This window comes from Bacillus sp. FSL R9-9834, assembly GCF_038006905.1.
Classification (GTDB): domain Bacteria; phylum Bacillota; class Bacilli; order Bacillales; family Bacillaceae_G; genus Bacillus_A; species Bacillus_A pacificus.
The window spans coordinates 1,548,887-1,568,245 of record NZ_JBBOWD010000001.1 but is presented as its reverse complement, the minus strand read 5'-3'; the positions used below and the strand labels follow the sequence as shown (position 1 = coordinate 1,568,245).

23 protein-coding genes are annotated in these 19,359 nt (G+C 36.2%); 1 reads left to right on the top strand and 22 read right to left on the bottom strand.

The genetic code is table 11. The features are described from left to right. Positions 1-8 precede the first annotated feature (8 nt). From mgsA to MKY00_RS08240, 3 genes are read right to left on the bottom strand one after another with little or no spacing between them, the layout of a single operon-like run. A complete protein-coding gene (gene mgsA, locus MKY00_RS08250) occupies positions 9-404 on the bottom strand; it encodes a methylglyoxal synthase (protein ID WP_000684765.1) in 396 nt (131 codons plus the stop codon). Positions 405-418: 14 nt separating this feature from the next. Then, positions 419-1,219, bottom strand: a complete 801-nt coding sequence (gene dapB / locus MKY00_RS08245) for a dihydrodipicolinate reductase (RefSeq protein WP_000658804.1) — start codon at positions 1,217-1,219, stop codon at positions 419-421. Beyond that, entirely contained in the window at positions 1,219-1,560 is a 342-nt protein-coding gene (locus MKY00_RS08240; RefSeq protein ID WP_001992677.1) for a nucleotide pyrophosphohydrolase, read from the bottom strand. Before MKY00_RS08240 ends, dapB begins: the two co-directional genes overlap by 1 nt. A 351-nt stretch (positions 1,561-1,911) precedes the next feature. Between MKY00_RS08240 and MKY00_RS08235 the strand changes: the two genes are divergently transcribed. Then, entirely contained in the window at positions 1,912-2,793 is an 882-nt protein-coding gene (locus MKY00_RS08235) for a YitT family protein (RefSeq protein WP_000203308.1), read from the top strand. Between the two features lie 28 nt (positions 2,794-2,821). Here the strand turns inward: MKY00_RS08235 and MKY00_RS08230 are convergent, their stop codons facing one another. From MKY00_RS08230 to folE, 19 genes are all read right to left on the bottom strand, one after another. Then, positions 2,822-3,463, bottom strand: coding sequence for a uracil-DNA glycosylase (locus MKY00_RS08230; protein WP_016717020.1), 642 nt, complete (start codon positions 3,461-3,463; stop codon positions 2,822-2,824). Positions 3,464-3,563: 100 nt separating this feature from the next. Beyond that, on the bottom strand, positions 3,564-4,244 hold the full coding sequence (locus tag MKY00_RS08225) for a zinc metallopeptidase (RefSeq protein WP_000499537.1): 681 nt from the start codon (positions 4,242-4,244) through the stop codon (positions 3,564-3,566). A gap of 104 nt (positions 4,245-4,348) precedes the next feature. Further along, complete coding sequence (ypjB, locus tag MKY00_RS08220; protein ID WP_000831687.1) at positions 4,349-5,137, bottom strand: sporulation protein YpjB; 789 nt, start codon at positions 5,135-5,137, stop codon at positions 4,349-4,351. Positions 5,138-5,244: 107 nt separating this feature from the next. Continuing rightward, positions 5,245-5,931, bottom strand: a complete 687-nt coding sequence (gene lit, locus MKY00_RS08215; protein ID WP_000742535.1) for a lipoprotein intramolecular transacylase Lit — start codon at positions 5,929-5,931, stop codon at positions 5,245-5,247. Between the two features lie 24 nt (positions 5,932-5,955). Next, the gene (locus tag MKY00_RS08210) at positions 5,956-6,546 is read right to left on the bottom strand and encodes a DUF1405 domain-containing protein (RefSeq protein WP_000262825.1); all 591 of its coding nucleotides are present in this window, start codon (positions 6,544-6,546) and stop codon (positions 5,956-5,958) included. Between the two features lie 110 nt (positions 6,547-6,656). Further along, on the bottom strand, positions 6,657-7,424 hold the full coding sequence (gene qcrC / locus MKY00_RS08205; protein WP_016717019.1) for a menaquinol-cytochrome c reductase cytochrome b/c subunit: 768 nt from the start codon (positions 7,422-7,424) through the stop codon (positions 6,657-6,659). 43 nt (positions 7,425-7,467) lie between these two features. Then, positions 7,468-8,142 carry a menaquinol-cytochrome c reductase cytochrome b subunit gene (qcrB, locus tag MKY00_RS08200; RefSeq protein ID WP_000932700.1) on the bottom strand — a complete coding sequence of 225 codons (675 nt, stop codon included), beginning with the start codon at positions 8,140-8,142 and terminating at the stop codon, positions 7,468-7,470. Beyond that, entirely contained in the window at positions 8,143-8,655 is a 513-nt protein-coding gene (gene qcrA / locus MKY00_RS08195) for a menaquinol-cytochrome c reductase iron-sulfur subunit (RefSeq protein ID WP_001290418.1), read from the bottom strand. A 140-nt stretch (positions 8,656-8,795) separates the two neighbouring features. After that, a complete protein-coding gene (locus MKY00_RS08190; protein ID WP_116733345.1) occupies positions 8,796-9,272 on the bottom strand; it encodes a YpiF family protein in 477 nt (158 codons plus the stop codon). Positions 9,273-9,407: 135 nt separating this feature from the next. Continuing rightward, the gene (locus MKY00_RS08185; RefSeq protein WP_001095923.1) at positions 9,408-9,944 is read right to left on the bottom strand and encodes a ReoY family proteolytic degradation factor; all 537 of its coding nucleotides are present in this window, start codon (positions 9,942-9,944) and stop codon (positions 9,408-9,410) included. A 73-nt stretch (positions 9,945-10,017) separates the two neighbouring features. Next, a complete protein-coding gene (locus MKY00_RS08180; RefSeq protein ID WP_016717018.1) occupies positions 10,018-11,280 on the bottom strand; it encodes a tetratricopeptide repeat protein in 1,263 nt (420 codons plus the stop codon). A gap of 432 nt (positions 11,281-11,712) precedes the next feature. After that, entirely contained in the window at positions 11,713-12,825 is a 1,113-nt protein-coding gene (hisC, locus tag MKY00_RS08175; RefSeq protein ID WP_016717017.1) for a histidinol-phosphate transaminase, read from the bottom strand. 120 nt (positions 12,826-12,945) lie between these two features. Further along, entirely contained in the window at positions 12,946-14,031 is a 1,086-nt protein-coding gene (aroB, locus tag MKY00_RS08170; protein WP_016717016.1) for a 3-dehydroquinate synthase, read from the bottom strand. Further along, positions 14,031-15,203 carry a chorismate synthase gene (gene aroC / locus MKY00_RS08165; RefSeq protein ID WP_016717015.1) on the bottom strand — a complete coding sequence of 391 codons (1,173 nt, stop codon included), beginning with the start codon at positions 15,201-15,203 and terminating at the stop codon, positions 14,031-14,033. Before aroC ends, aroB begins: the two co-directional genes overlap by 1 nt. Positions 15,204-15,473: 270 nt before the next feature. Further along, positions 15,474-15,920: a nucleoside-diphosphate kinase gene (ndk, locus tag MKY00_RS08160; RefSeq protein ID WP_000415885.1), complete on the bottom strand. Its 447-nt coding sequence runs from the start codon at positions 15,918-15,920 to the stop codon at positions 15,474-15,476. A 124-nt stretch (positions 15,921-16,044) separates the two neighbouring features. Continuing rightward, a complete protein-coding gene (gene hepT, locus MKY00_RS08155; protein ID WP_000776070.1) occupies positions 16,045-17,007 on the bottom strand; it encodes a heptaprenyl diphosphate synthase component II in 963 nt (320 codons plus the stop codon). Positions 17,008-17,038: 31 nt separating this feature from the next. After that, positions 17,039-17,752: a 2-heptaprenyl-1,4-naphthoquinone methyltransferase gene (gene menG, locus MKY00_RS08150; protein ID WP_001187662.1), complete on the bottom strand. Its 714-nt coding sequence runs from the start codon at positions 17,750-17,752 to the stop codon at positions 17,039-17,041. Between the two features lie 29 nt (positions 17,753-17,781). Next, entirely contained in the window at positions 17,782-18,531 is a 750-nt protein-coding gene (locus MKY00_RS08145) for a heptaprenyl diphosphate synthase component 1 (RefSeq protein ID WP_016717014.1), read from the bottom strand. Between the two features lie 214 nt (positions 18,532-18,745). Continuing rightward, positions 18,746-19,315 (bottom strand): GTP cyclohydrolase I FolE, encoded by a 570-nt coding sequence (gene folE / locus MKY00_RS08140; RefSeq protein ID WP_001151482.1) that lies wholly within the window; start codon positions 19,313-19,315, stop codon positions 18,746-18,748. Positions 19,316-19,359 lie beyond the last annotated feature (44 nt).

Sequence of the window (19,359 nt, the reverse complement as noted above, 5' to 3'; positions counted from 1 at the left end):
TGTTCCCCTCATTTTCTTAACTTGCGGTAATCTAAATCTCCTCGTTCTAATGCGTGCATTAACATTTCAGCACTCGCCATATTCGTTGCAAGTGGAATTGCATATACATCACATAAACGAAGCAATGCATTCACATCCGGTTCATGCGGCTGTGCTGTTAATGGATCGCGGAAGAAAATTACCATGTCTAAATCATTTTTCGCAATCATTGCACCAATTTCTTGATCGCCACCAAGAGGACCAGATTGATATCTTGTTACAACTAAACCGGTCGCTTCCATAATACGAAGCCCTGTCGTTCCTGTTGCAAATAATTCATGTTGTTCAAAAATTGGTTTATATGCGTATGCAAACGAAACCATGTCATTTTTCTTTTTGTCATGTGCGATTAAGGCAATTTTCATCCGTTGTCTCCCCTTTAGTCGATAATATTTTCTAAACCGTACACAAGATGATCTAGATTCATTACTGTCTCAATTGATAGTTTTACACCAGACATAAATGATGCACGATTGAATGAATCATGACGAACTGTTAACATTTGTCCGTCTCCACCAAACATTACTTCTTGGTGTGCAATAAGTCCTGGTAAACGTACACTATGAATGTGAATGCCGTCTACATTTGCACCACGAGCTCCTTTTAGTTGCTCTACTTCATTTGGATGACCTTGCTGCTTAGATTCACGATTTTGACGAATCAATTCTACTGTTTTTACCGCAGTACCAGATGGTGCATCTAATTTTTGATCATGATGCAATTCAATTACTTCAACATCTTGGAAGTACTTCGCTGCCATTTGTGAGAATTTCATCATAAGAACTGCACCAATTGCAAAGTTTGGAGCGATAATTGTTCCTACTGCTTTTTCTTTTGCAGTCTCGGTTAATTGTTTTAGCTCTTCTTCTGTAAATCCAGTTGTACCAATAACAGAACGAAGTCCACGCTCAACTGCTAGTGTAACGTGTTGTTTTCCAACTTCTGGCGTTGTTAAATCTAACAACACATCTGCTTCTACTTCCTCTAAACAAGTATGTAAATCCGCGTAAATAGGTGTATCTAACGCTGGCATTCCAGGTAAATCAGAGATTTTCTCTCCACCATGCTTATAATCCACTGCTGCTACTAAATTAAAATGTTCCGTTCTTTCCATAAGAAGAACTGCTTCATGTCCCATACGTCCTCTTGGTCCAGCGATAATTACTTTAATTTCTTTCATTATTCTTTCTCTCCCTCATCAATACGTGTCCAGCGATCTTTATCGCGAGTATTAAATTTATTCATTACAATGTTATGTGCTGTTTCTAAATCAATATTTAAACTATTTGCCATACAAATCATAACAAATAATACATCTCCAAGCTCTTCTTCAATACTACGTTCTGTTTCAGTTGTTTTCTTCGGTTTCTCACCATAATAATGATTAACCTCTCTTGCAAGCTCCCCCATTTCTTCCGTTAAACGAGCCATCATTGCAAGTGGACTGAAATAACCTTCTTTAAACTGACCAATATATGCATCTACTTCTTTCTGCATATCCTTCATCGTTTTCGCTTCCATACAATTCACCTCTAATCCTTCCTCTTTCATGTTAGCCAATTCATCGCGATTTGACAAATATTATTCCCCGCCAAACACCTATTTGCGACCCTTTTTGGGAAAGATTATAATAAAGTGAAACTTCTTTTGCATGCTTTTCGCAAAAGATTAGTTGAACCAATCGGGTTCCTACGGCTGGTTTTCACTGCTTCCTTGCTTTATTCCCTACCAGCCGTTGGAACGGGGTAAAGTGAAACTTCTTTTGCGTTTTTACAGCCTTCACTATTTTCACTAGCAACTAGAAATTACTTATCATTATGTTTTACCGTTTCAGCGGAGCAATGCCATTTACATAATTAGGGGGATTTCTATATGACATCAAATTTGAAGATTCGAAATATCATTTTCATTTTAATCGGTTCCGCTATTTTTTCTTTCGGTATTGTGAATATCAATATTGAAAATCACCTTGCAGAAGGTGGATTTACCGGTATTACACTATTATTGTATTTTCTATTTAAGTTTGACCCTTCTTATTCAAACTTAATTTTAAATATCCCTATATTTTTTATTGGTTGGAAATTACTTGGAAGAACGACATTTATATATACACTAATCGGCACCTTTAGCGTATCTTTATTTCTATGGATTTTTCAGCGTTACGAAGTTCTCAACTTACATGTAAACTTACAAAACGATATGACACTTGCTGCTTTATTCGCCGGAGCATTTATTGGTATCGGTCTTGGGATTATATTTAAATACGGCGGAACTACTGGCGGTGTAGATATTATCGCGAGACTCGCTCATAAATATGTTGGCTGGAGTATGGGGAAAACGATGTTTATGTTTGATGCTATCGTCATTATCGTCTCTATCCTTACCTATTTATCATATCGCGAGGGTATGTATACGTTAGTTGCTGTTTTTATCGGAGCGAAAGTGATTGATTTTATGCAAGAAGGAGCCTATGCAGCAAAAGGAGCAACGATTATCTCAGATAAAAACGATGAAATTGCTGCCAAAATTTTATCTGAGATGGAGCGCGGAGCAACCTTTTTAAAAGCTGTTGGGTCGTATACAAAAGTGGAACGGAACGTATTGTATTGCGTTGTTGCTAAAAATGAAATCGTGAAACTAAAAAACATTATTACTTCTGTAGATCCTCACGCCTTTGTTGCTGTAAGTGACGTACACGATGTAGTTGGTGAAGGTTTTACATTGGATGAAAATAAAAATCCGTTACATACATAAACGCAACTAGAAAAGCTCTTTAGCTTTTCTAGTTTTTTATTACATATTTTTCAAGTTTATCTAAATCCTCATAAATAAGCTCCAATAAACTTCGATTATAAAAAATGGAAGCAGGGTGAAATATCGGAAAAATATGATATTCTTTCTCTGACCATGTAAACTCTGCACTTTGCATATCCTTTAACTTTTGAATGGGCTGTTTTAATAATTGTCCGTGTACGTCTGTGATTTTTTTATCTTTTCCTATTAAACGTTGAAGACCGATATTGCCAAGCGTGACGATAAGCTTCGGATTTATTTTCTCTAATTCATAATCTAACAAAGGCGCATGGGCAACTATTTCTCCTTGATTTGGCGTTCTATTATACTTTTTTTGTATGATTTCACCATTTCGTTCTTTTTTCTCTCGCCATTTATAAGGTCTACTCCGAACAGCGCTCGTAATATATACTTCTTCCCTTGTAACGTGAATACGTTCTAAAAACCCCATTAATTGTTTTCCCGCTCTCCCGCTAAACGGAATTCCATTATGAATTTCTGTTTCACCAGGCGCTTCTCCTAACAACATAAATTTTGGATTTTCAGGACCTTGTCCACTTAAAAAGCCTTCTAGCTGATAAGGAGCACTACGTTCTTTCACTTGTTTTACTAAATGACTTGGATATTTCATTTGCCCCACCACCTTTCCGCATTACTTCTATTATTGCTACTTGCCATATATTATATAATTCAATTCATAAAACAAAAAAGACTATCAAAATTGATAGTCTTTAGTCGTCGCTACGCTGCATACCAGTATAAATCAATACAAGACGTAATAATTCAAATACCGCTACAGCTGCAGCTGCTACATATGTTAATGCTGCCGCATTTAATACTTTACGAGCTTGCCCATATTCATCGGTTGATACGATACCTAACGCTTCAATTTGTTGCATTGCACGCTTGGATGCATCAAATTCAACTGGTAATGTAACAAGTTGGAACACAACACCTGCTGCCATTAAAATGATACCTAATAACAACAAACCAGACATTTGTGCAAATATACCGATTAGGACGAAAATCCAAGACATATTCGAACCAAAGTTTGCAACTGGCACTAACGAATGACGAACGCGCATAAAGTTATAATCTTTTGCATCTTGAATTGCGTGTCCTACTTCGTGTGCTGCAACTGCTGTACCAGCAACTGAATGACCGTAATAGTTATCTGTTGATAATCGAACTGTTTTTGCAGTTGGATCATAATGGTCTGATAAATGACCTGGTGTTTCTTCAACGGCTACGTTGTATAATCCATTCTCATCTAAAATTTTCCGAGCCACTTCTGCTCCTGTCATACCTGATGTTGAGTAAACTTGTGAATACTTGCTATAGGCACTACGTACTTTTGACTGTGCGTACAACGGTATGATCAAAATGATCGCGAAGTAAATTAAATAAAACATCATGAACCTCCATTGAAGTTTTAATTATAGTACTTCTCATTCTATTTTCTTCTGCCACCATTGTCAATGAATAAACCTTACAATCCGTATCTTTATTTATTACATTATCTATTCTTAGAATGTACATTACTTTTTCTTTTTTCTCTCTCCCCTTTATACTTTCTCCATCCAACATAAGTTAATGTGAATAAAATAAGACCTCCAGTAATTGTCATAAACCAAATGAGAGAGGGTGCAATTTCGTCTTTTTTTACTGTATGAAATATCTTTTGTAAATCCCCTTTAATGATTCCTACTTGCATTTGCCCACCTTTCGTTTTTAACATAACGTTACGGAATTCATCCAAATAAGATAAATGGGCATTTACACGCTGCACTTCGTTTTCTGGCAGAGCTATCATTAAGCTTGGATAAATAATATTAAATTCATGTAAAAATGTGTTTAACGTTTGTTGAAACTGTCCCGTATCTTCTTTTGTCATCGCTTTTTCCATTTGAGAAAAGGCATCCATTACTTTTCCTTCTCTTTCCATCCAAAGTGGTTGGTACTTCGATACTTGTGCATCAACAGCGAGCTGCAGTGCTAGTACATTATCAATTTTAACTTGTTTACTTACCTCTTCTTCCGCGAGAGATTGTTTCGCTTTGTCGTAAGCTAAAGAAATAACTCTAACTTGATCTGGCGTTACTTCTTGCTTCTTTTCATTCCCCTTTATGACAAACTGCTCCGAGAAATGTTGTAATACTTGTACTGCTTTTTCATCTTCATTACGCTTCACTAATTGTAATGAGTCATCCAACAAGCCTGTTAGTTCACTCCACTCTTCAGCATATATACGTAACGGAAACATTATAATTAGAAATGCTATCAATCCAACTAATGTTCTCTTCATCACGGTCCCCCCTATAACTACTAGTACAAAATATGTTAATTTGGACAAGAATAGAACAGAACTGGACGGAAAAATATATTATCGTTTTACAAACAAAAAAATTCTCTTTAAACAGAGAATTTTTCTTTTGAAATCCTTTTCTTTTTTACAAAATATTTATACAAGCTATAACAAATTATGCTACCACATAAAATAAATAATAAAATAGCACACGCTGCATGCATAAAGAACTCTTCTGGTAACATTAATATAATCGGATCCGTTTCAATATCAAACATCCAATAATCATTACTGAATAAAAGCTTATGGAATAATACAAAACTCTTTTCAAAATTAATAGCGATTGGTAACACAAGCGCAATCGGAAAGATAATTGTTACAATCGATCCATGCAGTAAAAACTTTTCATTTTTCTTTTTTAATAAATACATGCCGCCTACTATTGCAATCATAATTGTCGCATACATTACATATTGTATCTTTACTAAAATATTTTTAACATCTACAAAATGAATACGACCATTTGTAGACATATCTAATGTGGGCAACTGTAATGCACCGTCATAAAACGGAGATAAATATGTGATAAGCACATCATAATTTCTTTTAATATCATCCTTCGTCATATCTGCTAAATCTGGAATGTTTAAAAAATCAATTTCAAAATAATATAGCCATTTTCCGTATACAACCGCCGTTGTTGCGAGTGCAAATATAGAAAATGCTATGCTATATGAAACAATTATCGTAATCAATCGATCCAATATTTTTGTACCACTCGTATTTTTCTTCATTTTCTCCCCCTAATGTTCTAACGATTATAAAGAAAACTGTTTTCGATTCTCACGTAAGCAATAATAATATGTCATACAAAGCACAGCAATGCTTAACCAGAACGTAAAATAACCAATTTCCCCTACAAACAAATGCATAATTCCGTATCTCGGCATTTGCCAAAACAAATAATCAATTGCATCGTTATGTAATGTCCATATAGCTGCTACTGCAAAATGCCATTTTTTTATACGGTAAAACGGTGCATATAGCACTGCTTGTACTGCCATCGCAAAATGTGAAAGCATTAACATATACCCGATAAAGCCAATAGGACCTTTTACATAGATCATAATCCCATTTACAACAACAGCCCATATTCCATATTTTATTAAAGTAACAATCGCTAGCGCCTCTATTAATCCCCAATTTCTTTTTATTAAAAAAGCAATTAAAACAAAGACAAAAAAGAGACTTGCCATAGGACTATCGGGTACAAACGGCCAAAATATAGGTGAAGTTTCTTTTAATTGATTTCCATACCATATAAATCCGTATATTGTACCTAATATGTTAACAACTAATAAAAATAATAATACGGAGCGTTGTCTTAACATTGCATACAAATAAACCAAGTTGTATGTCCAACACCTTTCATTCTTTCATCAAACTCTACTCTATTATATAGTAAACTTTCTATCATCAAAATAAAAAGCTGACTACAAATTTTGTAGTCAGCTTTTTATTATTTTTTATTATACTTTGCAACGAATTCCGAAAGCTTCTTCAGCTCCTCATCTGTACCTTTAAATACACCTTTAGGCATGGAACCTTTTCCCTCTTTCGCAATTTTAGCAATTTCTTCTGGCTTCAAAGTTAAATTTTGCAGTGCCGGTGCTGCTGCTCCGCCCTGTAAATTGTCACCGTGACATGTTAAACAAGTATTTTTTTGCATTAATTTATAACCGCCATCATTTTTATCAACTGGTGCTGTTTTTACAATTGCTCCTTGTTTTTTTGCAGCTTCCCAGTCGTGGTGTGCTACAGATTCCCAAGTTAAAAAGATAATCGATGCAATTGCTAAAAGCATAAATCCCGTTGCTACAGGACGCTTCAATGGGCGTCTTTCTGGGCCTCGATCAAGAAATGGAGCTAACAGTAATGCGCCAAACGCAATCCCTGGCATAATGAACGCTCCAATTACAGTAAATGAGCCAGAAGCATAAGAATACTTTAATAACTGATACAAGAATAAGAAATACCAATCTGGAAGTGGTATATACCCAGCATCAGTTGGATCCGCCATTCTTTCAAGCGGTGACGGATGCGCCACTGTTAAACATAAATAACCGATTAAAAAAACTGCACCAACCATCCATTCTTTTAACAAGAAGTTCGGCCAAAATGCTTCTGTTTTCCCTGGGTATTCCGAATAGTCTTTTGGAATGTTTGGTTTCCGAGCTACTGGTACCCGAGAATCTCCTACAAACTTCATCCCTTTGCCGCGATGCATAATCTCCCTCCTTTAGTTCTTTCCCCTTTAATTTAGCAATCTCTTATAGTGGACCGGAAATACCTTGTTTGCGAATCATGATGAAGTGGAAGGCCATTAAACCTAGAAGTGCTGCTGGTAAGAAGAAGACGTGAATAGCAAAGAAGCGAGTTAATGTTTGAGCGCCAACAATTTCGGAATGACCAGCGAGTAATGTTTTAATGTAAGGACCAATGAGCGGCGTTTGCTCTGCAATTTGAATCCCTACTTTCGTAGCAAATAACGCTTTCATATCCCACGGTAATAAATATCCGGTAAAACCAAGACCTAACATAACAAAGAAAATAAGAACACCAACAATCCAGTTTAGCTCACGAGGCTTTTTATACGCACCCTGGAAGAAAACTCTAAGTGTATGTAAAAACATCATTACAATTACGAGACTAGCACCCCAGTGGTGCATACCACGAACAATTTGCCCATATGCAACTTCATTTTGCAAATAATAAACCGATTCCCAAGCATTTTTAATATCAGGCACATAATACATCGTCAAAAACATTCCAGATAAAATTTGAATTACAGTAACGAAAAAGGTAAGTCCGCCAAAGCAATAAACGAATGCAGAAAAGTGATGTGCCGGGTTTACATGTTCAGGTACTTCATGATCAGCGATATCACGCCATATTGGTGTAATATCTAACCTTTCATCTACCCAATCATAAATTTTATTTAGCATCTACTTTGCACCCCCTCTTGGCTTCGCTTTTCCTAGATACAACGTTCCATCTTTCACTTTAGATTCGTATACATCAAGTGGAGCAAGGGGCGGCGTGCCTTTAATGTTAATTCCGTCTTTTGTGTAACGGCCCCCGTGACATGGACAAAAGAATTGATTCGGATGTGCTTTGTCCGAATTCCAGTTAACTGTACATCCTAAATGTTTACATACTGGAGAGAACGCAACAATGTCTCCGCTTTCATCTTTATGAACCCAAGCTGATTTTGGCTCTTCGGACTTGTACCAACCATCAACCTGCTTCACCTTAAAGTCGAAACGTTTCGGCTCTGTTGTAATATCCTTTACTTGTGCAACAGCAACCATATCCGTTCCCGCTTCTTTTCTTAACACCGGATCAAGCGCAAATCGCGTCATCGGCATTAAAATACCCGCTGCCATAAAGCCTCCTACCCCTGTAAGGGTGTAATTTAAAAACTGTCTTCTTGACACACGATGTTCTTTCTCGCTCACGAAAATTTCCCCCCTCTATCAGAAATTGTCCCCTCGTGATAAATTATATAAAAAATAAAAACTAGGACACTATCATGATATAATACGCTCATGCACAGGTCAATATCATACTACTCATAATAATAAGAACTTTCTGTTTATTATTGTTTTCCCCATTTTTCTTCTAACATTACCATTATATTTTTTATATGTGCATGAATCACTTCTCTTTTCGCTTGATCACTAAATTGTTCTAACGCTAATGAAGGAAACCAAAATAAATCTCCCTGCAATTCTTGCATATCTTCTTTCCATGAAAAATCACTTGTAACATAAGCAATATGCTTAAAACCTTGCTTTCTCAAATGATTTGTCCATTCTTGCAAACGGCCTTTTTCGTTTTTTTGACTTTCTACTAGATACGTAAATGCAGGTAGTAAAAGCACTCTTCCTTTATATTCTCTTTCTAGCTCCATACTCAACAATTCGATAAATTCGCCTTGTTCTACTACCGTTTTCATTTCTTTTGCTGCTGAAATTGATAAAAGTGGTATAACACCCGTATCTACATATTCTCTTGCTTGCTCAAACTGCTCCACATCTTTTACAATCCATTTCAAATTTCTTCCCTCCCTCACCTGGAAATGACAGAACTTTCACTTTATATATATTAAACCATACTAAAAGAGGTAAAAAAAGAAAAACTACCTATATTAAGGTAGTTTTTCTTAAAAAGTCTGAAATTTGTAAAATTTTATGAATCCAAATGAATTTTATAACATCTTTAACTCCGCTGTTAACCTATGAAACGCTTCCTTATCTTGCTTATCCAGCGCTTCATCAATTTGCTTTAGAAGACGTTCTCTTCTAAAAGAAAATACACTTTCTTCTAAAAACCTTTCTGCAAGTAAACGATCTTTTTCATTTACTTCAATGTGCTTTGGTAAATACGGGTTTTCTTCTAATACAGCTACATAGTTGGCATTTTGAAACGATGATTTAAAATTGAGTTGAATATAAATATCCTCATCTCGATTTAAACGAATATCATGAAACGATTTTTCAGCATCTGTTGTCATAACATTTTGTTTAAAAAAGTGAAACGGTGTATCTTTTACACAATTCGCGGACATTACTAAGCCACGCGGACAATATTTTGCATGCTCTACGAAGTGGACTTTATGCATCAATTGGTCGTGACTCATTAAATAATTCAAAATCCATACACATTCACGCTGTTTCAGTTGGTAATTATTCAAAAACCATTTTACAAAATCCTTCTTCTCGTTTACAGAAACAGGGGTATTCATAGCAATTAAGTCCCTCCTCTGTCTTTCTCTTTTCTTTTTAGATTCAAGAAGCGGCATTCAGTTTCCTTCCAACTTATGAAAAATCCTCTAAATTATATAACAATTCTTCAATATGAATTTGTGTCGGGTCTAGTTGTATTAACTGAGTAAATACTTCTTTCGCCTCTTTTCGCATACCTTCTTCCAATAAGAAATAACCGTACTCTTCCAAGAAGTCTGGATGATTCTTAAAAGAAGTATATGCACTTTCATAGTGTTTTAATGCATCCGAATACATTTCTAATTGTTTTTTTGCAAATGCAAGATCCCAAAGTAGTTGTGTATCTGGTTCTCCGCTATCAATTGCACGCTCTACAACAGCGATTAACTCTTCATATTTTTCTTGTTCCTTTAAGATGTACGCATATTTTAATGTTGCACCTAAATGTCCTGGATCTAACTCAAGCGCTTTTTGAAGTACTTCCTCTGCTTCCGCAATTTTCCCTAATTTCGCTGCAATGTTTGCTAATTCTACATAAAATGGTACAGAAAGCTCATCTACTTTAATTCCTTCATGAAGTGTTTCATAGCTTTCTTGAAGCATCCCTTCTTTTTCATAGCTTTTCGCTAAATACATGTAAAGCGATGCATACTCAGGATCTAATTCTTTCAGTTCTTGCCAAGCACCAATTGCTCGTTGGTATTCTTCACCTTGGTATAACGTGAAGGCATATCCAAATAATGAGTGAATATCTTTTTGTTCCTCTAAACCTGCTTCGTAGTAAGAAATCGCCTCTTCCCAATTTCCAATCGCGCTTAACGTTTCTCCAAGGCGTAGCGCAATGACAACACCACCCATTACTTTATGTTCCGCTAATAGCGACTCATAATAAGTGATTGCCTTTTGTTCTTCACCTTTACTACTATATAACTCTGCTAATCCAAACGTAATGACAGGCTCGTCAGGCATCATTTCTTTCGCCTTTAATAGTTTTTGTTCTGCTACATCATCGAAACCTTGCATTTGGAATAAATCCGCAACAAGTAATAACGATTGAACATATAAATCATCATTTTCTGGAATATCATGAAGCACTTCAATCGCTTCATCTTCTTTGTCTAGATCAATATATAATTCTGCTAAAAATACAGTGAATTCACTTTCCTCTGGATACAATAAACGTAAGTCTTCTGTAATAGCTAACGCTTCATCCGTAAATCCAAGTGTATGATAATAGCGAGCGATATCATACTTCTCTTCATCATTCGCAATTTTTAATTGTTCTTTTAATAATTGTAATCCTTTTTCCGCTTCACCATTTTCAATATATGAAACAACTTGTTCAAACTTTTGCATAAACGTCTCCTTTAATTCTAAAAAATATTCTTTTCTGTTCATTTCCCCCGCTATTAACGGGCAGTAAGACCCCACCTCAAAATTCAGCTAAGGCAAAGAAGTTAGTTTTTGGGTCAACTGCCCGTAAAAGCCCGATTGGTTCAACTAATAATCAGCGGGGGATAAACATCCCCCTACTAATTAAAGTTTCACTTTATCATAAGCAACTAGGTGTAAGAACGCAACCTTTAGAATGAGCATACTTCTTCTTGTACTTTCACTGATAACGATTCAAATATGACACCGATACCGCATTACTACTTTCTATTGTACCGTTTTCTTTTATGACCGTGCAAATAACTCCCCTTATGAATTATTAGCCCGCACGAACTCTTTACAGTTCTTCTTTATTTAAATAAAAAAGACTCCTATATTAGGAGCCTTTACAAACTCTTAAGAGTATGTTTCTTCTTTCTTTACTTGCTCGTTTACAAGCTCTTTCAACAGTTCTATAATTTCATCATTTTCTTCTTTCAAACCGACAGTAATACGAATGCCATCATGTATACCAAATGCAGCACCAGAACGAACGATATAGCCTTTCTTCATTAATCGTTCGAAAGCCTCATTACCAGGAATACCGAGCTTTAAGAAAATGAAATTTGTTTGAGATGGATAATAGAATACGTTATATTCCTTACAAAATGCATAATACTGATGTAAACCTTCTTCATTCTTTTTCACACATTCTTGTAAAAATGCTTGATCTTCTAAAGCAGCGAGTGCTACAGATTGCGCTACAGTCGATGTATTAAATGGTAACCTTGCTACTTCTAATTGCCCAATTAACTGCTCATTACCAACCGCATACCCAATACGGAAAGCGGCTAAACCGTATGCTTTTGAAAACGTGCGTAAAATCATAAGATTTCCATACTTTCCAAGAAGTGGCAACGTTTGCGGATAGTCTTCCGCCCCCGCATATTCATAATATGCCTCGTCCATAATAACGAGCGCTGACTTAGGAACTGATTCTAAAAATGAAAGTAATTTTTGTTTCTCTACATATGTACCTGTCGGATTATTCGGATTACAAATCCATACGATCTTCGTTTTATCATCTACTTGCTCTAGCATCGCATCTAAATCATGAATGCCATCTTTAAGTGGTACTTCACGAACTTCTGCTCCTTCAATAACAGCATGGTGATGGTATTGCGAGAATGTCGGATTCGCCATTACAACATTTGTTCCTTCGTGTAGTAATGCACGGCTAATCATTTGAATGACTTCATCTAATCCACTACCAAATAGTAGTTGTTCTGCTTTTACACCTAAATGTTCCGCTACTTTTGTCCGAAGTTCAAAGGCATATCCATCTGGATAAAGGGCATATTGGCTCGCTAAAGAAGTTAATGCTTCTGTTACACGCGCTGAGCAACCGAATGGATTTTCGTTCGATGCTAATTTCACAATTTTTGATAATCCATATTCCCTTTTTACTTCTTCAATATTTTTCCCAGGCACATACGCTCTCAAAGTTAACAATTGTTCTTTTACTCTCATTTTTCTTCCCCCAGTCGTTTTATTCAATTCGATTACAATGAGGTTATAATCTCTCACTGCAATCGTTTATCTTAACCGTCACTATTACGAGGACACCTTGAAACAAGCACCCCTTAGCTCTTAAACCATATCCTTTTGAAATGCCTCTAACGCAATATGAACAGTCTCATCTGGAATAGATACGACATTCACTACCCCATATTCCTGCATAAGTACCATATGAATTGCTCCAGCATTCGCTTTCTTATCTTGTTTCATCAACCCGACGAGGCGTTCTACATTCAAATCACTTGGCATTTTTGGATAACCGTACTTTAAAAACCACTGCTTCATCTCTTCATAAGCAAGATTAACCTTATACACTTGCTCACTTAAGAATATAGCAAATAACATTCCAACCGCTACTCCGTCACCGTGAGTAATATTTCCGTATCCTAGTTCTTTTTCAAGAGCATGACCTAACGTATGTCCAAAGTTCAAATGAGCACGTACACCTTTTTCTGTTTCATCTTGTGCTACAATGTTTGCCTTTACAGGAATCGCCTTCGTTAATATGTGGATTAATTTCTCATCACGAAGATCTGCTAATGTTTGCACTTCTTCTTTTAGCCAATGATATAGTTTTACATCACCAATTAGAGCATGTTTTATCACTTCTGCATAACCTGAGCGCCACTCTTTTTCAGGAAGAGACTGTAAAAACGGTGTATGATATACGACTGCTTCTGGTTGATGGAATGCACCTATCATATTTTTACCTAACGGATGATTGATTGCTACTTTCCCACCTACTGCGCTATCGTGAGCTAATAAAGTCGTCGGAACTTGAACAAAGCGAATTCCACGCATAAATGACGCAGCAACAAAACCAGCTAAGTCTCCAATCATCCCGCCTCCAAGTGCGATAATTAAAGAATTTCTATCTAATTTATTTTCAAGAGCTGACGTATGAGCCGCATAGAAATTTTCAAAGGACTTCTCTTTTTCACCACTCGGTACAACGAATGAAAATACTTTTTGCTCTATTTGCAACGCATCTACAACCGTCTGTAAATGTAAAGATGCAACAGCTTCATCTGAAATAATCATGATGTTTGATACAGATGGCTTCATATTTTGAACAATCGTTGTCAAATGTGACAACGATTCTTTCCCTACATATACATCATATTCTTTTGATTTCGTTTGAATATGTATGTTTCCCATTAAAATCCCCTCGCATATTCATTATGTCTCTCAATATTTTCACGAATAAGGTCCATACGATCTAATCCGAATTGTTCTATTAGAGCTGTGGCTAATTCCCAAGCTACAACCGCTTCTGCAACGACACTAGCTGCTGGAACAGCACAACTATCTGAACGTTCAATACTTGCTGTAAAAGGCTCTTTCGTATCAATATCGACACTTTGCAACGGTTTATATAGTGTAGGTATCGGTTTCATCACACCGCGTACAACAATTGGCATTCCAGTCGTCATACCGCCTTCTAAGCCACCCGCGTTATTTGTTCTTCTTGTATATCCATGCTCTTCATTCCACACAATTTCATCATGAACTTCGCTGCCCGGTCTATGCGCTGCTTCAAAACCAATTCCAATCTCAACACCTTTAAAAGCATTAATGCTCATCATTGCGGCTGCTAATTTTGCATCTAGTTTTCGATCATAATGCACATAGCTTCCTACTCCAATCGGCATTCCTTCCACAATTACTTCAACGATGCCACCAATTGAATCACCATTTGATTTCGCATCATCAATTGCTTTTATCATTTGATTACCAGCTTCTTCATCTAAACAACGTACAGGTGATGCTTCTGTAATACTTTTTAATTCTTCAATTGAACGATACGTAGTCTCCTTAGCCTGTACACCACCAATTTCAATTACATGGCCTGCTACTGCAATACCAAGTTCCGCCAACACTTTTTTAGCAACCGCACCAGCAGCAACACGTACTGTCGTTTCGCGAGCCGAAGAACGTTCCAGTACATTTCTCATATCTCTATGACCATATTTAATCGCACCATTTAAATCAGCATGTCCAGGTCTTGGTTTTGTTACTTTCCTTTTCATTTCTTTTTCTTCTTGTTCCGTTAACGGCTCTGCACCCATAATTTTTGTCCAATGTGCAAAATCACGGTTTTCGACAACAAGCGCAATTGGAGAACCTAATGTCTCTCCATGTCTAACACCACTTACAATTTGCACTTGATCTGTTTCAATTTGCATGCGTCTACCGCGCCCATATCCCTTTTGCCTTCTAGCTAACTCTTCATTTATATCATCCGCTACTAATGGTAGTCCGGCCGGAACACCTTCTATAATCGTTGTAAGTTGTGGACCATGAGATTCACCAGCTGTAATATATCGCATACGTTATTCCTCTTTTCGTATATGTATTTATCTCGCTATATTAAGCAATAATATTATCTTTCATTACTCTAAAAATATGAAAGAGTTATGAATACATCAGCCATTCGCTTATTCTCCGATAGGCCGTTACTTTACATATCAATATATCATAACAGCTCTAACTTCGTAACTAATAGAAATAAAAAAAGTGCAAGAAGAATACCCCTATTCTCCTTGCACTTTCTACTATTATCACAGTGATTAAAGCGTTTACAAATTATTTCAAAATAATTAGTAAATCCATTCATTCATTAATTTTGAGTAGTCAACTAATTCTTCTTCTTTAAAGAAAATAGCAATCTCGCGCTCTGCACTTTCTAACGAATCAGAACCATGGATAATATTTTTCGCAACAGTTACACCGAAATCTCCACGAATTGTTCCAGGAGCTGCTTCATGTGGTCTTGTTTTACCCATCATGTTACGAGCTGTATCTACTACACCTTCACCTTGCCATACCATTGCAAATACAGGGCCAGATGTAATAAAGTCTACTAATTCACCAAAGAAAGGTTTCTCTGTGTGCTCAGCATAATGTTGTCCAGCAATTTCCGGAGTGACTTGCATTAATTTTGCACCAACTAATTGAAAGCCCTTCTTCTCAAAACGAGCTACAATTTCCCCAATGAAGGCACGTTGTACACCGTCTGGTTTAACCATTAGAAATGTTTTTTCCATAAAAAATCTCTCCACTTCTGAATTATGTATGTAATTGTATATCCCCACACACATATTAACACCCTTATCACAATTGTGCAATAGTTTTGAAATAGAGAGATTATTTTATTTTTTAGAAAAAACACTAAAATTTTCGTTTCCCAATATACTTTGCTACATTTTGTAATGCATACTTTGCTTGTCCACGTGGGAGTGGTTTTATAATTTCTAATGCTTTATGTAAATAACGTTCACTAAACGCAAATGCTTTATCAATAGCATCACTATTTTTTACAGCCTCAATAATTTCTTTCATTTCGTCCGCTGTTGTATTTTCATGTACAGATTTGATTTTCTTACAAAGAACCGGATCTTCCATAGCATATAGAGCAGGAAGCGTAATGTTTCCTTGCAATAAATCACCACCAGCAGGTTTTCCAAGTTTCTCTTCTGTGGAAACGAAGTCTAAAATATCATCAATAATTTGATACGACATCCCTACGAAATAGCCATACCAAAACAGACGACTTACTGTATCACGATTAGCGCCAGCAGCAATTGCTCCTAGTTGGCAACTTGCAGCAATTAATAATGCGGTTTTTCGCTTTATTCTTCTTAAATATGTTCTTAAATTTTGGTCATAGTCATACTTATCTTTAATTTGTTCGATTTCACCTTTACAAACTTCTAAAATGGTATGCGATAGAGCCTGATGTGCCTCTGGAATTTCAATATTCGTTATACATTCAAGAGACTTAGCGAATAAATAGTCCCCTGTATACATGGCAATACGATCTCCCCATTTCGCATTCACAGTTGCACTACCACGTCGTAAAAACGCGGCATCAATAACATCATCGTGAACAAGAGAAGCCATATGAATAAGTTCTAACGCAACAGCTACATGCTTAATTGCGTCTAACTTATAATCTCCAAATTTCCCTGCAAGCAACACAAATACAGGACGAATTCGCTTCCCACCAGCTTCAATAAGTTGTAATGCCGCCTCTTCTACTAATGGCTGTTCAGAAGCAACTGTCTTTTTTAATTCTTTTTCTATCACATTAATATCCGATCGTAAAAAAGAGTACATAAGTTGTAACTTCATATTGTTCACCTTAACCTAAAACTTCTTTTTTCTATTTTGATTCTGGTTTCATACCTAAATGCATCGCTGCTACCCCAAAAGTAAATGGCTTCACTTGCACACGTTCAAGTCCAGCTTTTTCGAACATATTAGCCAATTCTTTCATACCTGGGAATGTACTAGCAGATTCTTGCAGCCATGAATATTCTTTATAACTTTTCGCAAATAACTTTCCAAATAACGGCATGATATATTTAAAGTATAAAATATAACCTTGTCGAAAACCAATCATTGTTGGTTGAGATGTTTCTAAACAAATTACTTTTCCACCCGGTTTTACTACACGCGTCATTTCTTTTAATACGTGCATATAATCCGGTACGTTACGTAAACCAAATCCAATCGTTACATAATCAAATGTGTTATCTTCAAATGGAAGTTCCATTGCATTTCCGTGTAGAAGTTCTACTTGTTTTAATTGTAAAGCCTCTACCTTTTGCTTACCAACAGATAACATATTTTCACTGAAGTCTAAACCAACAACCTTGCCCTGTTCACCCACTGCTTCAGCTAGCGCAATTGTCCAGTCCGCTGTCCCGCAGCAAACATCAAGCGCTTTACTACCTGGTTTTACATCCATAATGCGCATCGTCTCTTTACGCCACGCTTTATGCCTTTGAAAACTAATTACAGAATTCATTACATCGTATTTATCAGAGATTTTCTCAAATACATCATGTACTCTTTCTTCTTTTGATTGTTGCATGCTCGTACCTTCTTCCAATGTAAAATTGCTTATGTCTTCGATTTATCTCTTAACACAGAGTTTATTTCGCTTATATCTGTGTGATTTTCTAAAAATTGATTTTCTTTCTTTCCGAGTTCCATCATCCATCCATTCATAACTGTTTCTGCATCCGCTTTATCGTTCAAAATCTCTTGAACCGCTTGAAAAACAGGTGAATGCTGTTTTTCAACATGTAATTCACATTCTTTTTGGAGACGATTTTTCCCTAATACATATGTTATAAACGATTTCCAATGCGATAAATGAAAATGATCACATGTTTTTTGCAAAAGTGCAGACTCAATCGTTACTACACTTTCCAGTATGTCATCCATCGTTTTATGCGCTTTTTGATATAACATTATTTTGTGTTCATTAATTTCTTTAATTCCTTCAGCAAGCGCACGAATTAAAACAATATCACGATTCATAGATAATAAGTAATAATATAACCCGCTATAATAATCACCAGCAAGCACTGTTAACTGGCGGCGCTTATGCGATTCATTCGCTTCTTCCCCTACTTTATTCGATACTCTTTCATGTGTATCAAGCGCAATTTGCACAAGCATAATCGTCACTACATAATGCTCAATTTGTTTTATATGTAAATTTGCACCTTTTAAAGCACCATATAACAATGCTATTTTCTCTTCATCAATAAATGGTTCTTCAATATAGTTTATAAAATAAGGATGGCGTAATTTCACCATCAATTTCTCTCTTATACCCGCATACCCTCCGTAGATGTCACACACAAAAATCACCCTTGTTTTCTAATTCATAAAACTTATTATAACACATACACTCTATTTTCTATAACCAAAACTTGGCTACTCTTTCCAAACTTCTATCGAACTACATAACATCTTCTATTCTTTTAAGTAGCCTTTCTATTCTCACTCTGCCTTGCTAAAACTATATCATTTATTAAAAAAAAAAAAAAAAAGAAAAGCAGTTTCCCACTTTTCTTTACTTCGTTTTAATAAAAGATAAAATTTCACTACGTGCTGCAGCATCATTTTCTAGTACACCACGTACTGCTGTTGTTACTGTTTTTGCACCTGGCTTTTTCACACCACGCATCGTCATACACATATGTTCCGCTTCTACTACTACCATTACACCATGCGGCTCTAGTACTTCCATAATAGAGTTCGCTACTGTTGATGTAATACGTTCTTGCAGTTGTGGACGACGTGCAATTGTATCTACAGTACGAGCTAATTTACTTAACCCTGTCACTTTTCCGCCTTGCGGAATATATGCAACGTGAGCAACTCCATAGAATGGAACTAAATGATGCTCACACATCGAATAAAACGGTATATCTTTTACTAGTACAAGCTCCTCGTGATCTTCTCCGAACACTTTGTGCAAATGTTCTTTCGGATCTTCATGCATACCTGAGAACACTTCTGCGTACATTTTTGCAACACGCTTTGGTGTATCAAGTACTCCCTCACGATTTGGGTCATCTCCGATTGCCTCTAAAATAAGACGTACTGCATGTTCAATTTGTTCTAAATTAACTTTTGCCATCCGCTAGCCCTCCCGAAAACCTAAAAGTGATACGAACACATTCT